General features: G+C 64.6%; 19 protein-coding genes. 12 read left to right on the top strand and 7 right to left on the bottom strand.

Annotated features, from left to right (window positions below; translation table 11 throughout):
• Positions 1-2: 2 nt before the first annotated feature.
• Together M2336_RS00400 and purE are read right to left on the bottom strand one after the other, a co-directional pair.
• A complete protein-coding gene (locus tag M2336_RS00400; RefSeq protein WP_264573491.1) occupies positions 3-1091 on the bottom strand; it encodes a 5-(carboxyamino)imidazole ribonucleotide synthase in 1089 nt (362 codons plus the stop codon).
• Positions 1092-1099: 8 nt separating this feature from the next.
• Positions 1100-1576, bottom strand: a complete 477-nt coding sequence (gene purE / locus M2336_RS00405) for a 5-(carboxyamino)imidazole ribonucleotide mutase (RefSeq protein ID WP_264573492.1) — start codon at positions 1574-1576, stop codon at positions 1100-1102.
• 225 nt (positions 1577-1801) lie between these two features.
• On the opposite strand from purE, the gene M2336_RS00410 reads away from it, so the two are divergent.
• Together M2336_RS00410 and M2336_RS00415 are read left to right on the top strand one after the other, a co-directional pair.
• A complete protein-coding gene (locus M2336_RS00410; protein WP_264571176.1) occupies positions 1802-2422 on the top strand; it encodes a GGDEF domain-containing protein in 621 nt (206 codons plus the stop codon).
• A 10-nt stretch (positions 2423-2432) separates the two neighbouring features.
• Positions 2433-2711 (top strand): GNAT family N-acetyltransferase, encoded by a 279-nt coding sequence (locus M2336_RS00415; protein ID WP_264573493.1) that lies wholly within the window; start codon positions 2433-2435, stop codon positions 2709-2711.
• A gap of 22 nt (positions 2712-2733) precedes the next feature.
• Here the strand turns inward: M2336_RS00415 and M2336_RS00420 are convergent, their stop codons facing one another.
• The gene (locus M2336_RS00420) at positions 2734-3780 is read right to left on the bottom strand and encodes an aromatic ring-hydroxylating dioxygenase subunit alpha (RefSeq protein WP_264573494.1); all 1047 of its coding nucleotides are present in this window, start codon (positions 3778-3780) and stop codon (positions 2734-2736) included.
• Positions 3781-3855: 75 nt separating this feature from the next.
• Between M2336_RS00420 and M2336_RS00425 the strand changes: the two genes are divergently transcribed.
• A complete protein-coding gene (locus M2336_RS00425) occupies positions 3856-4398 on the top strand; it encodes a TetR family transcriptional regulator (RefSeq protein ID WP_264573495.1) in 543 nt (180 codons plus the stop codon).
• Between the two features lie 82 nt (positions 4399-4480).
• On the opposite strand, the gene ykgO is transcribed toward M2336_RS00425, so the two are convergent.
• On the bottom strand, positions 4481-4606 hold the full coding sequence (gene ykgO, locus M2336_RS00430) for a type B 50S ribosomal protein L36 (protein WP_008069451.1): 126 nt from the start codon (positions 4604-4606) through the stop codon (positions 4481-4483).
• 228 nt (positions 4607-4834) lie between these two features.
• On the opposite strand from ykgO, the gene M2336_RS00435 reads away from it, so the two are divergent.
• Both M2336_RS00435 and M2336_RS00440 read left to right on the top strand, forming a co-directional pair.
• Positions 4835-5512: a hypothetical protein gene (locus tag M2336_RS00435; RefSeq protein ID WP_264573496.1), complete on the top strand. Its 678-nt coding sequence runs from the start codon at positions 4835-4837 to the stop codon at positions 5510-5512.
• Entirely contained in the window at positions 5509-6666 is a 1158-nt protein-coding gene (locus M2336_RS00440; RefSeq protein WP_264592481.1) for a M14-type cytosolic carboxypeptidase, read from the top strand. Before M2336_RS00435 ends, M2336_RS00440 begins: the two co-directional genes overlap by 4 nt.
• A gap of 93 nt (positions 6667-6759) precedes the next feature.
• Here the strand turns inward: M2336_RS00440 and M2336_RS00445 are convergent, their stop codons facing one another.
• Positions 6760-7476: a dienelactone hydrolase family protein gene (locus tag M2336_RS00445; protein ID WP_264573498.1), complete on the bottom strand. Its 717-nt coding sequence runs from the start codon at positions 7474-7476 to the stop codon at positions 6760-6762.
• Between the two features lie 81 nt (positions 7477-7557).
• On the opposite strand from M2336_RS00445, the gene M2336_RS00450 reads away from it, so the two are divergent.
• Positions 7558-7860, top strand: coding sequence for a hypothetical protein (locus tag M2336_RS00450; protein ID WP_264573499.1), 303 nt, complete (start codon positions 7558-7560; stop codon positions 7858-7860).
• Positions 7861-7969: 109 nt separating this feature from the next.
• Positions 7970-8656, top strand: coding sequence for a 2,3-diphosphoglycerate-dependent phosphoglycerate mutase (gpmA, locus tag M2336_RS00455; RefSeq protein WP_264573500.1), 687 nt, complete (start codon positions 7970-7972; stop codon positions 8654-8656).
• A gap of 15 nt (positions 8657-8671) precedes the next feature.
• On the opposite strand, the gene M2336_RS00460 is transcribed toward gpmA, so the two are convergent.
• The gene (locus M2336_RS00460) at positions 8672-9247 is read right to left on the bottom strand and encodes an FMN-dependent NADH-azoreductase (protein ID WP_264573501.1); all 576 of its coding nucleotides are present in this window, start codon (positions 9245-9247) and stop codon (positions 8672-8674) included.
• A 119-nt stretch (positions 9248-9366) separates the two neighbouring features.
• On the opposite strand from M2336_RS00460, the gene M2336_RS00465 reads away from it, so the two are divergent.
• Positions 9367-9750: a winged helix-turn-helix transcriptional regulator gene (locus M2336_RS00465; protein WP_181560501.1), complete on the top strand. Its 384-nt coding sequence runs from the start codon at positions 9367-9369 to the stop codon at positions 9748-9750.
• 95 nt (positions 9751-9845) lie between these two features.
• Here the strand turns inward: M2336_RS00465 and M2336_RS00470 are convergent, their stop codons facing one another.
• Complete coding sequence (locus tag M2336_RS00470) at positions 9846-11165, bottom strand: MFS transporter (protein ID WP_264573502.1); 1320 nt, start codon at positions 11163-11165, stop codon at positions 9846-9848.
• Between the two features lie 344 nt (positions 11166-11509).
• On the opposite strand from M2336_RS00470, the gene zwf reads away from it, so the two are divergent.
• From zwf to eda, 4 genes are read left to right on the top strand one after another with little or no spacing between them, the layout of a single operon-like run.
• Positions 11510-12976: a glucose-6-phosphate dehydrogenase gene (zwf, locus tag M2336_RS00475; RefSeq protein WP_264573503.1), complete on the top strand. Its 1467-nt coding sequence runs from the start codon at positions 11510-11512 to the stop codon at positions 12974-12976.
• Entirely contained in the window at positions 12969-14798 is a 1830-nt protein-coding gene (gene edd / locus M2336_RS00480; protein WP_264573504.1) for a phosphogluconate dehydratase, read from the top strand. Before zwf ends, edd begins: the two co-directional genes overlap by 8 nt.
• Positions 14795-15766: a glucokinase gene (locus M2336_RS00485; RefSeq protein WP_264573505.1), complete on the top strand. Its 972-nt coding sequence runs from the start codon at positions 14795-14797 to the stop codon at positions 15764-15766. Before edd ends, M2336_RS00485 begins: the two co-directional genes overlap by 4 nt.
• A complete protein-coding gene (eda, locus tag M2336_RS00490) occupies positions 15763-16380 on the top strand; it encodes a bifunctional 4-hydroxy-2-oxoglutarate aldolase/2-dehydro-3-deoxy-phosphogluconate aldolase (protein ID WP_264573506.1) in 618 nt (205 codons plus the stop codon). The genes M2336_RS00485 and eda overlap by 4 nt, the downstream gene beginning before the upstream one ends.
• Positions 16381-16397 lie beyond the last annotated feature (17 nt).

Consider the following 16397-nt stretch of genomic DNA (forward strand, 5'->3'; position numbering starts at 1 on the left):
CGTCATGCCGCGCTATCGCTTGTGTGCACGCGCGTCACATGGCCCATCTTGCGGCCGGGGCGTGCTTCGTTCTTGCCATAGAGATGGAGATGCGCGGTCTCGTCGGCCAGAATCGCTTCCCACTCTTTGGCCTCGTCCCCGATCAGATTCTGCATGGAGACGGCCGGCGCGGCGAGCGCCGTCGATCCGAGCGGCAGGCCGCAGACGGCGCGGACATGGTTCTCGAACTGGCTGGTGACAGCGCCCTCAATGGTCCAGTGCCCGCTATTGTGGACGCGCGGCGCCATCTCGTTGAAGATCGGCCCGGCGGCCCCGGCAAAGAACTCCAGCGTAAGCACGCCAACATATTCCAGAGCCTGAGCGACTCGCGCAGCAATCGCCCGCGCTTCGGGCACCTGCGCGAGCACGACCGCCGGAGCCGGCAGCGTGGATGTCGCGAGAATGCCGTCGACATGCACATTATGCGGCGAATCCCAGAAGCGCACGTTGCCATCCTGTCCGCGCACGAGCACCACCGAAAACTCGTGGTCGAAGGTGACGAACCCTTCCAGGACAGCCGGATTGCAGCCGATCGCGTTCCAGGCGCTATCCAGAGTCTCGGGCGCCGCATCCATCAGCCGGACCTGGCCCTTTCCGTCATAGCCAAAGCGCGTTGTCTTGAGGATGGCCGGCGCGCCGATCCGCGCGATTGCATCCTGCAGTACCGCGCCGCTGGAGACGGGCGCATAGGGAGCCGTCCGTCCGCCAAGGCCGGCGACGAAGCTCTTTTCCAGCAACCTGTCCTGCGCGACCGCCAGTGCGCGGGCATTGGGCCGGACGTGCCCGAGCTTAGCGAGCAAGGCGACAGCGTTGCTCGGCACATTCTCGAATTCATAGGTGATGATATCGACCGCGTCTGCAAAGGCCGTGAGCGCGGCGTCGTCCTCATAGGGCGCCTGCGTCCACGCACTTGCAATGTCTGACGCGGGGCCGCTCTCCTCTGGCGCGAAAATATGGACCCGATAGCCAAGCTGGATCGCGGCCATGCCGATCATCCGGCCAAGCTGGCCGCCGCCGACGATGCCGATGGTCGACCCCGGCGCAATCGTCATGGGGGAGGTCATTGCGGGCTGCCCGCCACCGAATCCGTTTGCGCCGCGCGCCATGCATCCAGTCGATCCGCAAGCGCCGCGTCGCTGTTCGCCAATATTGCAGCTGCGAGCAGACCGGCGTTCTTGGCGCCGGCCTTGCCGATGGCCAGCGTCCCGACCGGAATGCCGCCCGGCATCTGCACGATCGAAAGCAGGCTATCGAGGCCGGAGAGGGTTGCCGATTGCACCGGAACACCAAGCACCGGCACGCGAGTCATGGCCGCGACCATGCCGGGCAAATGCGCCGCTCCGCCGGCTCCGGCGATAATGACGTGCAGACCTCGGCCTGCTGCCGTCTTGGCATAATCGACGAGTCGATCCGGTGTGCGGTGAGCCGAAACAATCCGCGTTTCGCATTCAATTTCAAGGTCTTGCAGAATATCGACGGCATGGCGCATCGTGTCCCAGTCGGACTGCGAGCCCATGATCACACCGATTTTCGCCATTCTTCGCCGCCCCGTCCTCATGCTGCCTGGCGTCAACGGGAACGCCGGCCGGAAACTTCTCTTTAAGTCTCAGCCCATAGACACCAGCGCCATGGCGCACAACCGGTCAAAACGCTCTGATCATACGGCGGAACGCGGGTTCCGCAGTGCACAAAGGCAAAGCTTGGAACTATACCCAGTTCACAGGGTTACATGCTGCGGTCGCGCACAGGAGATAGAGCTTTGATGGAAGCCACTGCGCGGACGGTCGCACTCGATCTTCCCGCACCTGACATTTCAGCGCTTGAGCAGGAGTTGGATATACTCCGCCGGGAGCTGTCCCTTCTTAAAACCGCCAACAAGGAACTTGAACGACTCGTCATTCGCGATACGCTCACCCCGCTCTACAATCGGCGGCATTTCATGAACTGCCTTCGGGATCGGCTGGACCGGCTCGAACGGCATGAAGGCAAATGCGCACTGGTGTTCATCGATGTGAACTCGATGAAGCGGATCAACGATCGCTTTGGCCATGGCGCCGGCGATGCCGCTCTGGTGCATATGGCGCGCCTTCTCGCGAATGGGCTGCGGTCTACAGACGTCGCGGCCCGCATGGGCGGTGATGAGTTCGCGTTGTTGCTGGACGATCTTGACCCTGAGGCCGTGGAGGAAACCACCCGGCGGCTCCAGCGCATGATCGCGGAATCGGCCTGCTTGCACGAAGGCGTGCTGCTGCCGCTGTCTATTTCCGTCGGCTGGACGGCCCTCGAACAAGGTGACACGGAATTTTCCGCCCTTACTCGCGCGGATATGGCGATGTATGCTGCCAAAAGACCCGGCAGCACCTTTGCCGAGGCAGCAGAATAAGGAGCAGGTCATGGCCCACGCGGTTCAGGACAATGCCGAGCGCAATCGATACGAGATCATAGTGGACGGCGAGATCGCTTTCGCTACCTATGAGCGCGATGGCGACACGCTGGCGATCACGCACACCTTCACCCCACCGGCTTTGCGGGGGAAGGGCGTCGCGGCCGATCTGGTCGCCGGGCTGCTCGACGATGCGCGCGCACGCGGCCTCAAGATCCGGCCGGTGTGCAGCTACGTCGTCACCTATTTCGAGCGCCACCCCGATCAGCGCGACCTGCTGGCCGCCTGACGCGCGGGCCGTCCGCTCACGGTCAGGCCCCCTCTAGCTCGGCCTTCTCGCGGTCCATCATCGCCTGGAGGATACGCCGCCCCTGCACCGCCGTTCCGTCGCTTTTGAGCATCAGCTCGGGCGGGAGGACGTCCAGCGTGGAAATGATCTTCTCGATTTCCTCGGTCGCGAACTTGTCCTCATCCAGCACCGGCTCGAGACGCCGGCGGGCGTCGTCCACCCGCGCCTGTGACGGCGCGCTCATCGCAAAGAAGTAGTTGCAGCTGGTCTTCTTCGCCGGGGTGACGGCATGCCAGACCCGGCTGGTGTGGAGCACCTCGCCGGCCTTCTCATGACCCTGCGGATAGCGGGATTCCCCAATCCCTGCGTGAAAGCCGGGGAAGAAGAAATCCATGCCGGAGATACGATCGACCAGCCCGTCGTGCACGCTGCGGTCATGATAAGGCGGCATCGGCGTATCGCGCATGATCCGCCGGCTCGACAGGCGGCGATCATTGAGGTCGCGTACTTCGGGCGTCGCGGCATCATCGGGCGTGCCGATCGACGTGGCATGGAGATAGCCGAGATGGCTCAGGTCCAGCAGATTATCGTTGAGCAGTTGATAGCGCCCATCCACATGCATGGAATAAAAGGCATCCGGGATCATGCCGGGAATGTTGAAGCCGATCTCGTCCAGCGTCGGGATGAGCGACTCGTCCGCCTTGTCGGGATCGCCTGGCCAGATCCACGCCCATAGCCCGCGCTCGACCAGTGGGTGGCTCTTGATCCGGTAGACACCGGGAATGGTGCTCTGGCTCGGCACCATCGTGCAGGCCCCAGATGAATCGAAGGTGATGCCGTGATAGCCGCATTGGATCGCATCGCCGACGCGCTTGCTCGCGCCCAGGGGATAATGCCGGTGCGGACAGCGCCCCTCCACCGCCACGGCCGTGCCATCTTCCTTGCGGTACAGAACAACCGGCTCGTTCAGAATCCACCGGCTGAGCAAATCCTCGCCGATTTCGCGCACAAATGCGGCGACGTACCAGCCGTTGCGCGGCGCGTAGCTGCCAGGGGTGAAAGGATACATGGGGCCCGCTCCTAATCGAACATCGTTCGTTTAGCGATTGATGCTTTTTCACCGGCAAACTGTCAAGGGAGCAGCATGTCATTCGCGAAGCTGGATCAGGACGGGATCGTCGAGGAAGCCATTGCGCTGCTGAAGGAAGAAGGGCTGGCGGCGGTCAGCCTGCGGAAGATCGCCACCCGGCTCAGCGTCAGCGTCTCATCGCTTTACTGGCATGTGGAGGACAAGCAGGCCCTCCACGCACTCATGTCCATCTCCATTTTCAAGGCCTGCCTTGACTCGGTGCCGCCGGCAGAAAGCTGGTGGGCATGGCTGCATGATTTCGGCATCGCCTTATGGGACGCGCAGACATCCATACGCGATGCGCGTCAGCTCATTGCCGTCACCCGCGCGCAGCGGGGAGCTGGCAACCATCTGATCGGCCAGATCGTGAAGGAGTTGACCGCGCTCGGCCTGAGCGCGGAGATGGCCGCCGTCGCACAGCGGTCCGTCCAGGCGCTCGTCACGGGCTGGACGACGCTTCGCGCGGTTCAGGTCGAGGCGGACCGGGACAGCTTCATCCTGGCGCTGGATGTTCTCATCGACGGCTGGCGAACACGCGCAGCCACAGATCAGCCGTGACGGACACGCCAAAACGCCCGGCCAGCAACTGACCGGGCGCCTGATTGGCAGAGGCAGGGCGAAAGCGCCCCGCCGCGCGTCTTCAGCCCTGGCGGGCCTTGAAGCGACGCTGCGTCTTGTTGATGACGTAGGTGCGCCCACGACGGCGGATCACGCGGTTGTCCCGGTGACGGTCCTTGAGCGACTTGAGCGAGTTGCGGATCTTCATGATCGGGTCCAAATGATTCTTGGGTGACGGAAAATTCGAAGCCGCGCCTCTATGGGTCAGCCTCCGGAAAGTCAAGGCGGCGGTGCAAGTTTTGCGCAGCCCCGTCCCCTCATGTCGGCAACCGCTTTCCTGAACAATCGTTAAGCCATCATGCAGCATTTCCGGTGCAAACTCGACCGATGAGACGCCATTTCAGAGAGATGGCCAGATGATAAGGGATGCAAGGCCATGACGAGCAGTTTTCCCATGCCGCCGCTCCATGGGCGGGCGACTCCCAACATCGAGAGTCGTCGGCGATTCGCCTCACGCAAGGCCGGCGTCGCGGCCATTGTGCTCGGCGCGCTCGCCCTGGGTGGCTGCGCGACATCCACCGGGCCTGTCGACGTCACCCGATTTCATCAGCCGGACGTCGCCCGGCAGGGAAGCGTGCTCATCATGCCCGGCAATCCGGACGATAGCGCCAGCCTCGAATTCCGCACCGCCGCCAACGCCGTGAGCGCGGCGCTGGCGCGGACGGGCTTCTCTCCCCTCCAGCCCGGCGCATCCGGTGCAGGGGCAGCGCAATATGAGGCGGTTGTGGACATGGGGCGGGAAACGATCGCGCCCCTGCCCGCACGCTCCCCGGTGAGCGTCGGCGTGGGCGGATCGACCGGTTCTTATGGCAGCGGCGTCGGCCTTGGCATCGGCATCAATCTCTCCGGTAAACCCAAGCCGGTGATCGTGAACCGGATGCGCGTGCAGTTGCGCCGCGCGGGCGACAAGGTGGTTGTGTGGGAAGGTCGCGCTGAGACGCAGGCCAAGGAAGGCACGCCGGCCGCCCAGCCCGGCCTCGTGGTCGGTCGCCTTGCCGATGCGCTGTTCAAGGGCTTTCCCGGCACGTCCGGCGAGACTATCACGGTGCCATGACCGCACAGCAGACAGGCAGCACTCCGCCCCTTCGCATCAACAGCAGCTTCGATAGCGGCAACATCCGTGTCGAGGCGATCGACGGCACCACCGCGACTCTCTCCATCCACAAGGACCATGAGAGCGATTTCTTCCAGTGGTTCCACTTTCGCGCTGCCGCGCCGGCGGGCACGCGCCTGACCTTGCGCATCACCGGACTTGCGCAATCCGCTTACCCCGATGGCTGGCCCGGTTATGCTGCCTGCGTATCGGAAGATCGCGAGCGCTGGGGCCGTGCCGCCAGCCGCTACGATCCCGGCGTCGATGGCGGCACCCTCACCATCGACTACACGCTCGTCGGTGATGCCGCATGGTTCGCCTATTTCGCGCCTTACTCACAGGAGCGGCATCATGATCTCGTGGCGCAAGCGGCGGCCTGCGAAGGCGTATCGGTGCGCCAGCTGGGCGAGAGTCTGGACGGGCGCCCGATCGATTGCCTGGAATTGGGGAGCGGCGACAAGCCGGTCTGGCTGATTGCCCGCCAACATCCCGGCGAAACGATGGCGGAATGGTGGATGGAAGGCGCGCTCGACATGCTGACCGACCCCACCAACGCCCACGCGCGCGCCCTGCGTGCCGCCTGCCGCTTCTACATCGTGCCGAATATGAACCCGGATGGCGCCTTTCGCGGCCATCTGCGCACCAATGCCCGGGGTATCAATCTCAATCGCGAATGGCACGAGCCGCAGGCCGACCGCGCGCCGGAAGTGCTCTGCGTGCGCAATCGCATGGACCAGACCGGCGTCGCCTTCGCCATGGACGTGCATGGCGACGAGGCGATCCCCGCCGTCTTTCTCGCCGGGTTCGAGGGCATTCCCTCGATCAAGGACACGCAGCTCGCACTGTTCCGTCGCTATCGCGACACCCTGGCCATCCGCACGCCGGACTTCCAGACCCGCTTGGGCTATCCCGAGGCGCGGCCGGGCAAGGCCAATCTCTCCATGGCCACCGCCCAGATCGCCGAGCGCTACGGCGCGGTGGCGATGACGCTGGAAATGCCGTTCAAGGACAATGACGACCTGCCGGACACCGCCCAGGGCTGGAGCCCGGAGCGCTCCATGCAACTCGCGCGCGACTGCCTCGCCACGCTGGCGGAGATGGTCGGGGATATTTGAGGGCGGTCTGAAACTGTCCTTTAGCCCCTCCCCTGAAGGGGAGGGGCTTTTCTATACGCCGAGCCCTCGCTCGTCGGGCCGCTCTACTTCACTTCACCCCAGCTCATCGCCCAGAAAGGCCATCGCCGCGCGCCAGCTCCGGCGGTTGGTTTCCGGCTCGAAGCCGAAGCTGCGGTCCGCATTCAGCGGCACATCGTCCGCCGTGAAGGCGTGACCGGTGCGGCTGTAGGTGGTGAACTGGAAGTCCACGTCCGCCGCGGCCAGTTCCTTGCACAGCGCCAGCTTGGCCTCGGGCGGGCAGAGATTGTCGTTCCACCCGTCGCAAATCATCAGCTTGGCAGTGATCGGCGCATTGGCGAATGGCGGCGCGTCATAAACGCCATGGAAGGAAACGCCGACCTTGATGTCCGCCCCGGCACGCGCGAGATCGAGCACGCATTTGCCACCGGCGCAAAAGCCGATGGCGCCGATCCGACTGCCATCCACGCCCGGCAAGCCGCGCAGCTCCGCAAGGGCATCGAGCAGCCGGGTCTTCACCGCCTGCCGATCCGTCATGAAATCATGCAGCAGCTTGCCAGCGCTTTCCATATCCGTAGCGCGCTTGCCCTGCCCGTAATAGTCCACGACCAGCACCTTGTAGCCCTGTGCCGCCAGCGTCTCGGCCTTGGCGAAATCCCATTCCTTGGTGCCCATGAAGTTGGGGAACAGCAGCACACCTGGCTGATCGCCTGCATCCGCATCGCCGACGAACATCGATTCAAAGGGACCGCCGGGGCCTTCATGAAGGTGGACAGTGCGGGTGATCGCCATGGTTCCTGCTCCTTTGCTGCAATGGGATGATGCGCTCATCCATGGCGAATTGTGCTCGGGCGGACAAGGGCGCTTGCGGCAGTGATCCCGGTCGAAAAGACAGCCCGCGCCGGTGGTTTCTCAACATTTAACGCAGCCGATCGCTTTTGCCGGAACCAACCGGCCCCGGCGCAGTTTTCTGCCAGCAATATGGGAGTTTACGAGATGAAGACGTTGTGGGATCCGGGCTTTCTCCAGAGCCAGATCCAGCAATTCGAAGCGCAGGCCACAACGGCGATGCACCCGGATGAGAAAGCCGCCTATCAGAGCTATGTGCAGCATTATCAGACGATGCTGAAAGCGCTTCAAGCGCGTGGCCACGCCGCGACCCTCGAGCACGCCTGAAGCGTCTCTGCGCGTCTTCAAGACCCGCCCGAACGGATTGCGCTCACACCAAATCCCGCTATCAGGCCCGATAACGGTAAAACCGCCGAAGATCGGGAGATAAGACCTCATGCCCACCCTCGTCCTCATCCGCCATGGCCAGTCGGCCTGGAACCTGGAGAACCGCTTCACCGGCTGGTGGGATGTCGACGTGACCGAGAAAGGCGCTGCCGAAGCCAAGGCTGCCGGCGCGCTGATGCGGGACAAGGGCCTCGATTTCGACCAGTGCTTCACCTCGCTGCAGACCCGCGCGATCAAGACGCTCAATCTGGCGCTCGAGGAAATGCAGCGGCTCTGGCTGCCGGTGGAAAAGGACTGGCGGCTCAACGAGCGGCATTATGGTGGCCTGACGGGCCTCGACAAGGCCGAGACGGCAGCCAAGCATGGCGATGAGCAGGTGAAGATCTGGCGCCGCAGCTTCGACGTGCCGCCGCCGCCACTGGAGGCCGGCAGCGAATTCGACCTGAGCAAGGACCGGCGCTATGCCGGCATCGCCATCCCGGCGACGGAGAGCCTGAAGGATACCATCGCGCGCGTGCTGCCCTATTGGGAGGGCCGGATCGCTCCCGAGCTGAAGGCCGGCAAGCGCGTGCTCATTTCAGCGCATGGCAATTCGCTGCGCGCGCTGGTCAAGCACCTCTCGAACATCCCCGACGACGAGATTACGGGCCTCGAAATCCCGACCGGCCAGCCCATTGTCTATGAGCTGGCCGACGATCTTTCCGCAAAGGACCGTTATTATCTGTCGGAGCGGTAAGGGTTAGGCGGCCGGTCAGGCCGCCACCTTCACCTCAAGCTGATCGACGGCGGCGAGCGCCGCCTCGATGCCGGCAGCGCGATGCTCTGGACCGACGGCAGCGCCTTCTGCCACGATGAACTCGGGCACGATGCCGATGAAGCCGAAGACGGCGCGCAGATAGCTCTCCGCATGTTCGACAGCGGCGGCAGGCGTGCCCGCGCCGTAAAAGCCGCCGCGCGAGAGCGCGACGATCACGCGCTTGTCGCCTGCCAAGCCGATGGCATTGCCGCTTTCATCATAGCGGAAGGTCTTGCCGGCCACCGCGATATGATCGATCCACGCCTTGAGCTGGGTGGAAATGGTGAAATTGTACATCGGCGCGCCGATCACGACGGTGTCCGCGTCCAGGAATTCAGCCAGCACCGCCGCCGCCTCGTCCGTGCCGAAGCCGGGCAGCGTCAGGTGGGGCAGCGGCTGGGCGGCGAGATCGCGATAGCGCACGTCCGCGCCGGGCTGCTCCGCCTTGAGGCGCTCGAAAATGGCTGCCGAAATCTGGCGGGTGATGGAGTTTTCGCCCTGAATGCTGGAATCGATATGCAACACGGTCATGGTCGGCCCTTTCGTAAATTGCTCTTGAGAGACGGATCAGGAAGATCAGTTTCTGTTTGCAACCAGCTAGGGTGGACCTCTAGAACCAACAAGAACGCATTTTTTCGAGACCTAGTCACATGGATATGACCACCACCCGCCTCACCGTGACGTCGCACAAGGAGTGCATGCGGATCACGCAGACCCTCGCGCGATTCGGTGACAGATGGACGCTGCCGGTGGTTGCGGCTCTTGGTGACGGCACGATGCGCTTCAACCAGATCCGGCGGGAGGTGAGCAGTATCTCGCAGCAGATGCTGACCCGCACGCTGCGCGCACTGGAGCGGGACGGCATGGTCAACCGCACCGTCCATCCGACGACCCCGCCGCAGGTGGATTACGCCCTCACCCCGCTCGGCCATTCGCTGGCCCGCGAAGCGATCCGGCTCGGCAAATGGGCGCAGATGCATCGCGAAGAGATCGACGCGCATCGGGAGCGGTTCGATCGCCTGCAGGAAGGCTGACGCGGTTTAATCAGCATAGTGCTCCTGCGAAAGCAGGAGCCTAGGGCAGCAAGGCCCGGCTTTTGCGCCCTGGGCTCCTGCCTTCGCAGGAGCACTCACGCCTTGCTGCGGACGAACGCCACGGCGATGCCGGCGATGAACAGCGGCAGCCCGAAGGCCAGCGCCACGCCGAACGGCCCAACACCCTGCGCCAGCAGCCAGCCGCCGGTCGCCGGCCCGATGATCGCGAGCAGGCGCCCCGCCCCGGCCGTCCAGCCAAGCGCCGTGGAGCGGATCTGCGTGGGATAGGCGGCTGAGATGAAGGCATAGAGCCCGCTGATCGAGCCGACCACGAAGGCGCCGAAGGCAATCGCCATGAAGGCAGCCAGTGCAGGCGTGAACGGCTGGACCATGTAGACGAGCATCGAGATGCCACCCGCGAAATAGCAGAAGAGCAGGGTGCGCTTGACGCCGATCCACCCGACCAGCGCGATCATGATGAACGGCCACACGATCGCGCCCACTGAGGAAAGGGCGAACAGCGCCGCCGCATCCGCCATCGGGAAGCCGGCCTGCATGTGCCAGAAGGTCGGCGCCCAGGAGGCCACGGCATTGCCGACGAACATCATCATGCCGCCCGCCAGCATGAACAAGAGCGTCATGGCGAGCCGCCCCTCGGCAAAGACGGACTTAAGTGACGCCCGGCCGGCTGGCGGTTCATCGAGAAAATAATGGGCCGTGTCGCTGACGTGGCGCGTGATGTGCCGCAGGACGCGGTTGACTTGTGCAGTGCTGCGCCCGGCGGTGACGAGAAAGCGTGGAGATTCAGGCAGAGTGAAGATCAGCACCGGCAGGAGCAGCAGCGGTGCGGCGCCACCCGCCAGAAACGCGCCCCACCAATCGAGCCGATGAACGATCAAAGGCGCAAGCGCACTGCCCATCGCCGAGCCGAATGCAAAGCAGGCCGTGACCAGAATGATCTGGCGGGGCCGGATGCGGCGCGGCGAAATCTCCGCCACCATCGCGATGATGTTGGGCGTGATGCCGCCGAAAAACGCAAAGGCGACCAGCCGCAGGAGCGACACCGCCGTCAGGGTCGATGCCAAGGCCGTGACAAGCGTGACCAGGCCGAAGCCGAGCACGCACAGAATGACGATCGGCTTGCGTCCAACCCGATCTGCCAGCGGTGCGATGAAGGCGTAGCCCAAGGCCAGGCCGATGCCCTGCGCCACGAACACGGCGGAAATCGCGGCTGGCTCGACAGCAAGACCCGCAGCAAGAGCCGGCACGATGGCCCCGAGCATGTACATGTCGAAGCCCTCCATCGCCATGGCGATGCCGCAGAGCGCAAAGATGTACCAGCGCCAGGCCCCGTAAGGCCGGTCCAGAATGGTCTCGATGTCGATCCGCTGCCCGTCTGCATGGGACTGCGCCATGTATCTCTCCCCCGAAGGCTGGTCGGTCTGTATTCGAGGGTCGAATGATGAGAACCGCCCCCGCCGCATGTGCGCTCCTGCGGAACCGCTGCCCGTCTGGCAAGCCAGAATTCACCGTGACCAACCGCGCGCGAAGCAAGATTTTGCGCCGGCGAACAATGCCTTGCGGCTGCCTCCCATAGCGCCGGTTGAAGGAATTCTGGCCCTTCGCGATCACGTAAAGGTAGAGCGCTCCCCTGCGCTTTCATCGAAAACGGGTCCGATTGTGCGGTTGCACCAAAGTCGTGCGCCTGTAATGTCCCGCTCAGGTGCGCAATTCATCAGGCCACGAAGGGTCCCCAGTCTTGTTCGAAAAGTCCGCGACACTCATCCTGTTCGGCGCCACCGGCGATCTGGCGCACCGGATGCTGTTTCCTTCGCTCTACCATCTGCTGTGCGACGGGCTGCTGCCCGAGCCGTTCAACATCCTCGCCTCCGGCCGGTCCGAGATGGATGACGCGGCCTTTCGTGAAACCATCCGCAAGGCGCTGGCGACCTATCTCGCCGATGAGCATCATGATGAGGCGCGCGTCACCGCTTTTCTCGAAAAGATCAGCTATTGCGCCGTGTCTGCCGGCGAGCAGGCGCATTTCGATGCGCTGGCGAAACGGGCGAAGGCGCTGGGCGAGGGTCCCATCGCAGTCTATCTGTCCACCCCGCCCTCGCTCTTTGCGCCCACCGCCCAGGGTCTCGCCGCCGCTGGTCTGGTCGATGCGCACACCCGTATCGCCATGGAAAAGCCCATCGGCAAGGATCTCGCCTCGTCCAAGGTGGTGAACGACGCCATTGGCGACCTGTTCGATGAAGAGCAGATTTTCCGCGTCGACCATTATCTGGGCAAGGAAACGGTGCAGAACCTGATGGCGCTGCGCTTTGGCAACCGCCTGTTCGAGCCGCTGTGGAATGGCGGGGCGATCGATCATGTCCAGATCACCGTCGCCGAGACGGTGGGGCTGGAGGGCCGCGTCTCTTATTATGACGGCGTCGGCGCGCTCAAGGACATGGTGCAAAACCACATGCTCCAGATCCTCTCGATCATCGCCATGGAGCCGCCCGCGCGGATGGATTCCACCTCGGTGCGCGACGAGAAGGTGAAGGCGCTGCGCTCGCTGCGGCCGATGACGCCCGAAACGGTCCGCACCCACAGCGTGCGCGGCCAGTATCGCGACGGCGCGGTGAAGGGCAAGATCATCGCCGGCTATGCCGAGGAACTGGGCAAGGAGAGCGATACCGAGACCTTCGTGGCGTTGAAGGCCCATATCGACAATTGGCGCTGGACGGGCGTGCCGTTCTACCTGCGCACCGGCAAGTGTATGCCCAACCGCCAGTCGGAAATTCTCATCCAGTTCAAGCCGGTGACGCACAGCATTTTCCGCCGCAACGGCTATGATCGCGCGCTGGAGCCCAATTCGCTGATCATCCGCCTGCAGCCGGACGAGAACATCCGCCTGTGCATCATGGCCAAGCGGCCGGGGCTCGACCGGGATGGCGTGAAGCTGCAGGAAGTCGGCCTCGACGTCTCGCTCACACACGCCTTTGCCGGTGAGCGCCGACGGATCGCCTATGAGCGGCTACTGTTGGATCTGCTGGAGGGCGACACCACATTGTTCGTGCGCCGCGACGAGGTGGAAGCGCAGTGGACCTGGATCGATTCCATCACGCAGAGCTGGCAGGAATCCGGCCAGCAGGTCGTGCATTATGCCGCCGGCACCTGGGGGCCATCCGCTGGCATTGCCTTGATCGAGCGCGATGGAGCAAGCTGGTATGACTGATCTCAATTCCACCGTCGCCGCCGTCACGCAGCGCATCGTCCAGCGCAGCGCGGTCAGTCGCCGCAAATATCTCGACCTCATCGAGCGCGGGCGCGATGCCGGCACCAACCGGGATCGGCTTTCCTGCGGCAACCTCGCCCATGGCTTTGCCGCCAGCGGCGAGGACAAGCCGGCGATCCGCGCGGGCAATGCCATGAACATCGGCATCGTCACGGCGTACAACGACATGCTCTCGGCGCATCAGCCCTATGGCCGCTACCCGGAGGCGATCAAGATCGCGGCGCGGGAAGTCGGCGCCACCGCGCAGGTTGCGGGCGGCGTGCCGGCCATGTGCGACGGCGTGACGCAGGGCCTGGCCGGCATGGAGCTCTCGCTTTTCTCGCGGGACACCATCGCGCTCGCGACCGCCGTGGCGCTCAGCCATGCGATGTTCGAGGGCGCGTTGATGCTCGGCATCTGCGACAAGATCGTGCCCGGCCTGTTGATGGGCGCGCTGCGCTTTGGCCACCTCCCCACCATCTTCGTCCCCGCCGGGCCGATGCCTTCGGGCCTCGCCAACAAGGAGAAGCAGCGCATCCGCCAGCTCTATGCCGAGGGCAAGGTTGGGCGCGAGGAACTGCTGGAGAGCGAGAGCGCCAGCTATCATGGCGCGGGCACCTGCACCTTCTACGGCACGGCCAACACCAACCAGATGATGATGGAAGTGATGGGCCTGCACATGCCCGGCGCTGCCTTCGTCAATCCCGGCACCAAGCTGCGCAGCGAGCTGACCCGGGCCGCCGTGCATCGTGTCGCCTCCATCGGCTGGGACGGCGATGATTATCGCCCGCTCGGCAAGTGCATCGATGAAAAGGCAATCGTGAATGCCGCCGTCGGGCTGCTGGCGACCGGCGGATCGACCAATCATGCCATCCACCTGCCCGCCATCGCGCGGGCGGCAGGAATCGTCATCGACTGGAAGGATCTGGCCGAGCTGTCTGCCGCCGTCCCATTGCTGGCGCGCGTCTACCCCAATGGCGCGGACGATGTGAACAACTTCCACGCGGCAGGCGGCATGGCCTGGATCATCACCGAATTGCTGCGCGGTGGCCTCTTGCACCGCGATGTGATGACCGTCGCCCGCGCCGACCTCACCGATTACGGGCGGATGCCGACGCTGGAAAATGACGCGCTCGTCTGGGATGCGCCGCCGACTGCGCCGGGTAATGAGGCGATCCTGCGCCCGCTCTCCAATCCGTTCAGCGCGGATGGCGGAATGCGGCTGCTCGCCGGCAATCTTGGCCGCTGCATCATGAAGACCAGTGCCGTGGACCGCGAACGCTGGACCATCGAGGCGCCGTGCCGTGTGTTCTCCGATCAGGATCAGGTCATGGCCGCATTCAAGGCGGGCGAGCTGGATCGGGACGTCGTGGTTGTCGTGCGCTTCCAGGGGCCGCGCGCCAATGGAATGCCAGAGCTGCACAAGCTCACCCCGCCGCTGGGCGTGTTGCAGGACAAGGGCTTCAAAGTCGCTCTGGTGACCGACGGGCGCATGTCCGGCGCGAGCGGCAAGGTGCCGGCGGCCATTCACCTCTCGCCCGAGGCGCTGGGTGGCGGCCCGATCGGCAAGCTGCGCAATGGCGACATCGTCCGCGTCTGCGCCGAGAGCGGCACGCTGGAAGCAAAGGTGGGTGCCGCGGAATGGGACGCGCGCGATCAGGCCGATGCGCCACCGCCGCCCTATGACACCGGTCGGGAACTGTTCGCCCTGTTCCGCCATAATAGCGATCTGGCGGAAGCCGGCGCCTCGCCGCTGCTGGCAGCCATGGATGCGGAACTATGACCGATCTTGTCGCCGCCGACATTGGCGGCACCAATGCCCGCTTCGCCCGTGCGACGCTCGATGCGCGCGGCGTGCCCACGCTGGGTACCGTGCGTAAATACAAGGTCGCGGATCATGCCAGCCTGCAAAGCTGCTGGCAGGCCTTTCTAGCCGATGACGAGGGACCGGCGCCCGAGCGGGTGTCCATCGCCTTTGCCACGGCCATCGGGCGGGAGGTCATCAAGCTCACAAACTCAAGCTGGATCATCCGTCCTGCCCAGTTGGCCGATGATCTCGGCGTTGCGGCGGTGCGGCTGGTCAATGACTTCGAGGCGGTGGCCCACGCCATTGCGCGGCTGCCGCTCAGCGATCTGCCGCTGCTGTTCGGACCGGACGAGGCTTTTCCTGAAAATGGCTCGGTGACCATTCTTGGCCCCGGCACCGGTCTTGGCGTGGCGATGATCGCCTTTGACGAGGGCATGCCGCATATCGTCGCGACCGAGGGCGGCCATGTGGATTTTGCCCCGCTCGACGCGCTGGAGGGCCGCATTCTCGCGCAGTTGCGCACCGATCTCGTGCGGGTCTCGACGGAGCGGATCGTCTCCGGACCGGGGCTCAATACACTCTACCGGGCGCTGGCGACGATCAGCCAGGCGCCGGTCACGCTGATGAACGACGCGGACCTGTGGGCCGCCGCGCTGGAGGGCAGCAACCCCCTCGCCCGCACGGCGCTGGAGCGCCTGTGCATGAGCTATGGCGCCACGGCCGGCGACCTCGCACTGGCGCAAGGGCCGCATCATGTGGTGCTGGCCGGCGGACTGACGCAACGGATGCGCGACTTCCTCGTGAACAATAGTGCCTTCCATGATCGTTTCACCGCAAAGGGTCGCTTTGAAGCCCTGATGAGAACCGTTCCGGTTCGCTTGGCAACCCATCCTGAAATTGGCCTTTATGGCGCCGCCGCTGCATGGCGGGAGAAGAAAGCATGAGCATGACTGTCGATGACGTAATAGCGCTGGCGCCGGTGATTCCGGTGCTGATCGTGGAGTCCGTGGCCGATGCCGTCCCGCTGGCGCAGGCGCTGGTCGCCGGGGGCCTGCCGGCCCTCGAGGTCACCATGCGCACCCCAGTCGCGCTCGAGGTGATGCGCGAAATGGCGCAGGTCCCCGGCGCCGTGGTCGGGGCCGGCACCGTGCTCAACCCCCGGCAGCTCGATCAGGCGCTGGAGGCGGGCGCGCAGTTCATCGTGTCGCCCGGCCTCACCGAGCCGCTCGGCAAGGCCGCGATCGCCAATGGGGCCACCCTGCTCCCCGGCGTCGCTACGGCGGCGGACATCATGCGCGGACTGGATCTCGGGCTTGAGCGCTTCAAATTCTTCCCGGCCTCGACCAGCGGCGGCCTGCCCGCGCTCAAAGCCTTGGCGGCGCCGTTCGGCGGCGTGCGCTTCTGCCCGACCGGCGGCATCACCGCGGCCAATGCGCCGGAATGGCTGGCTCAATCCTTCGTCGGCTGCGTGGGCGGAAGCTGGGTTGTGCCCAAGGGGCCGCTCGATCCCGCAGCCATAGAAGCGCTGGCGAGGGAAGCTGCGACGCTTCCGCGATAATCGGAGAGGCGCCGCTG

Source organism: Sphingobium sp. B1D7B (assembly GCF_025961965.1).
GTDB lineage: Bacteria > Pseudomonadota > Alphaproteobacteria > Sphingomonadales > Sphingomonadaceae > Sphingobium.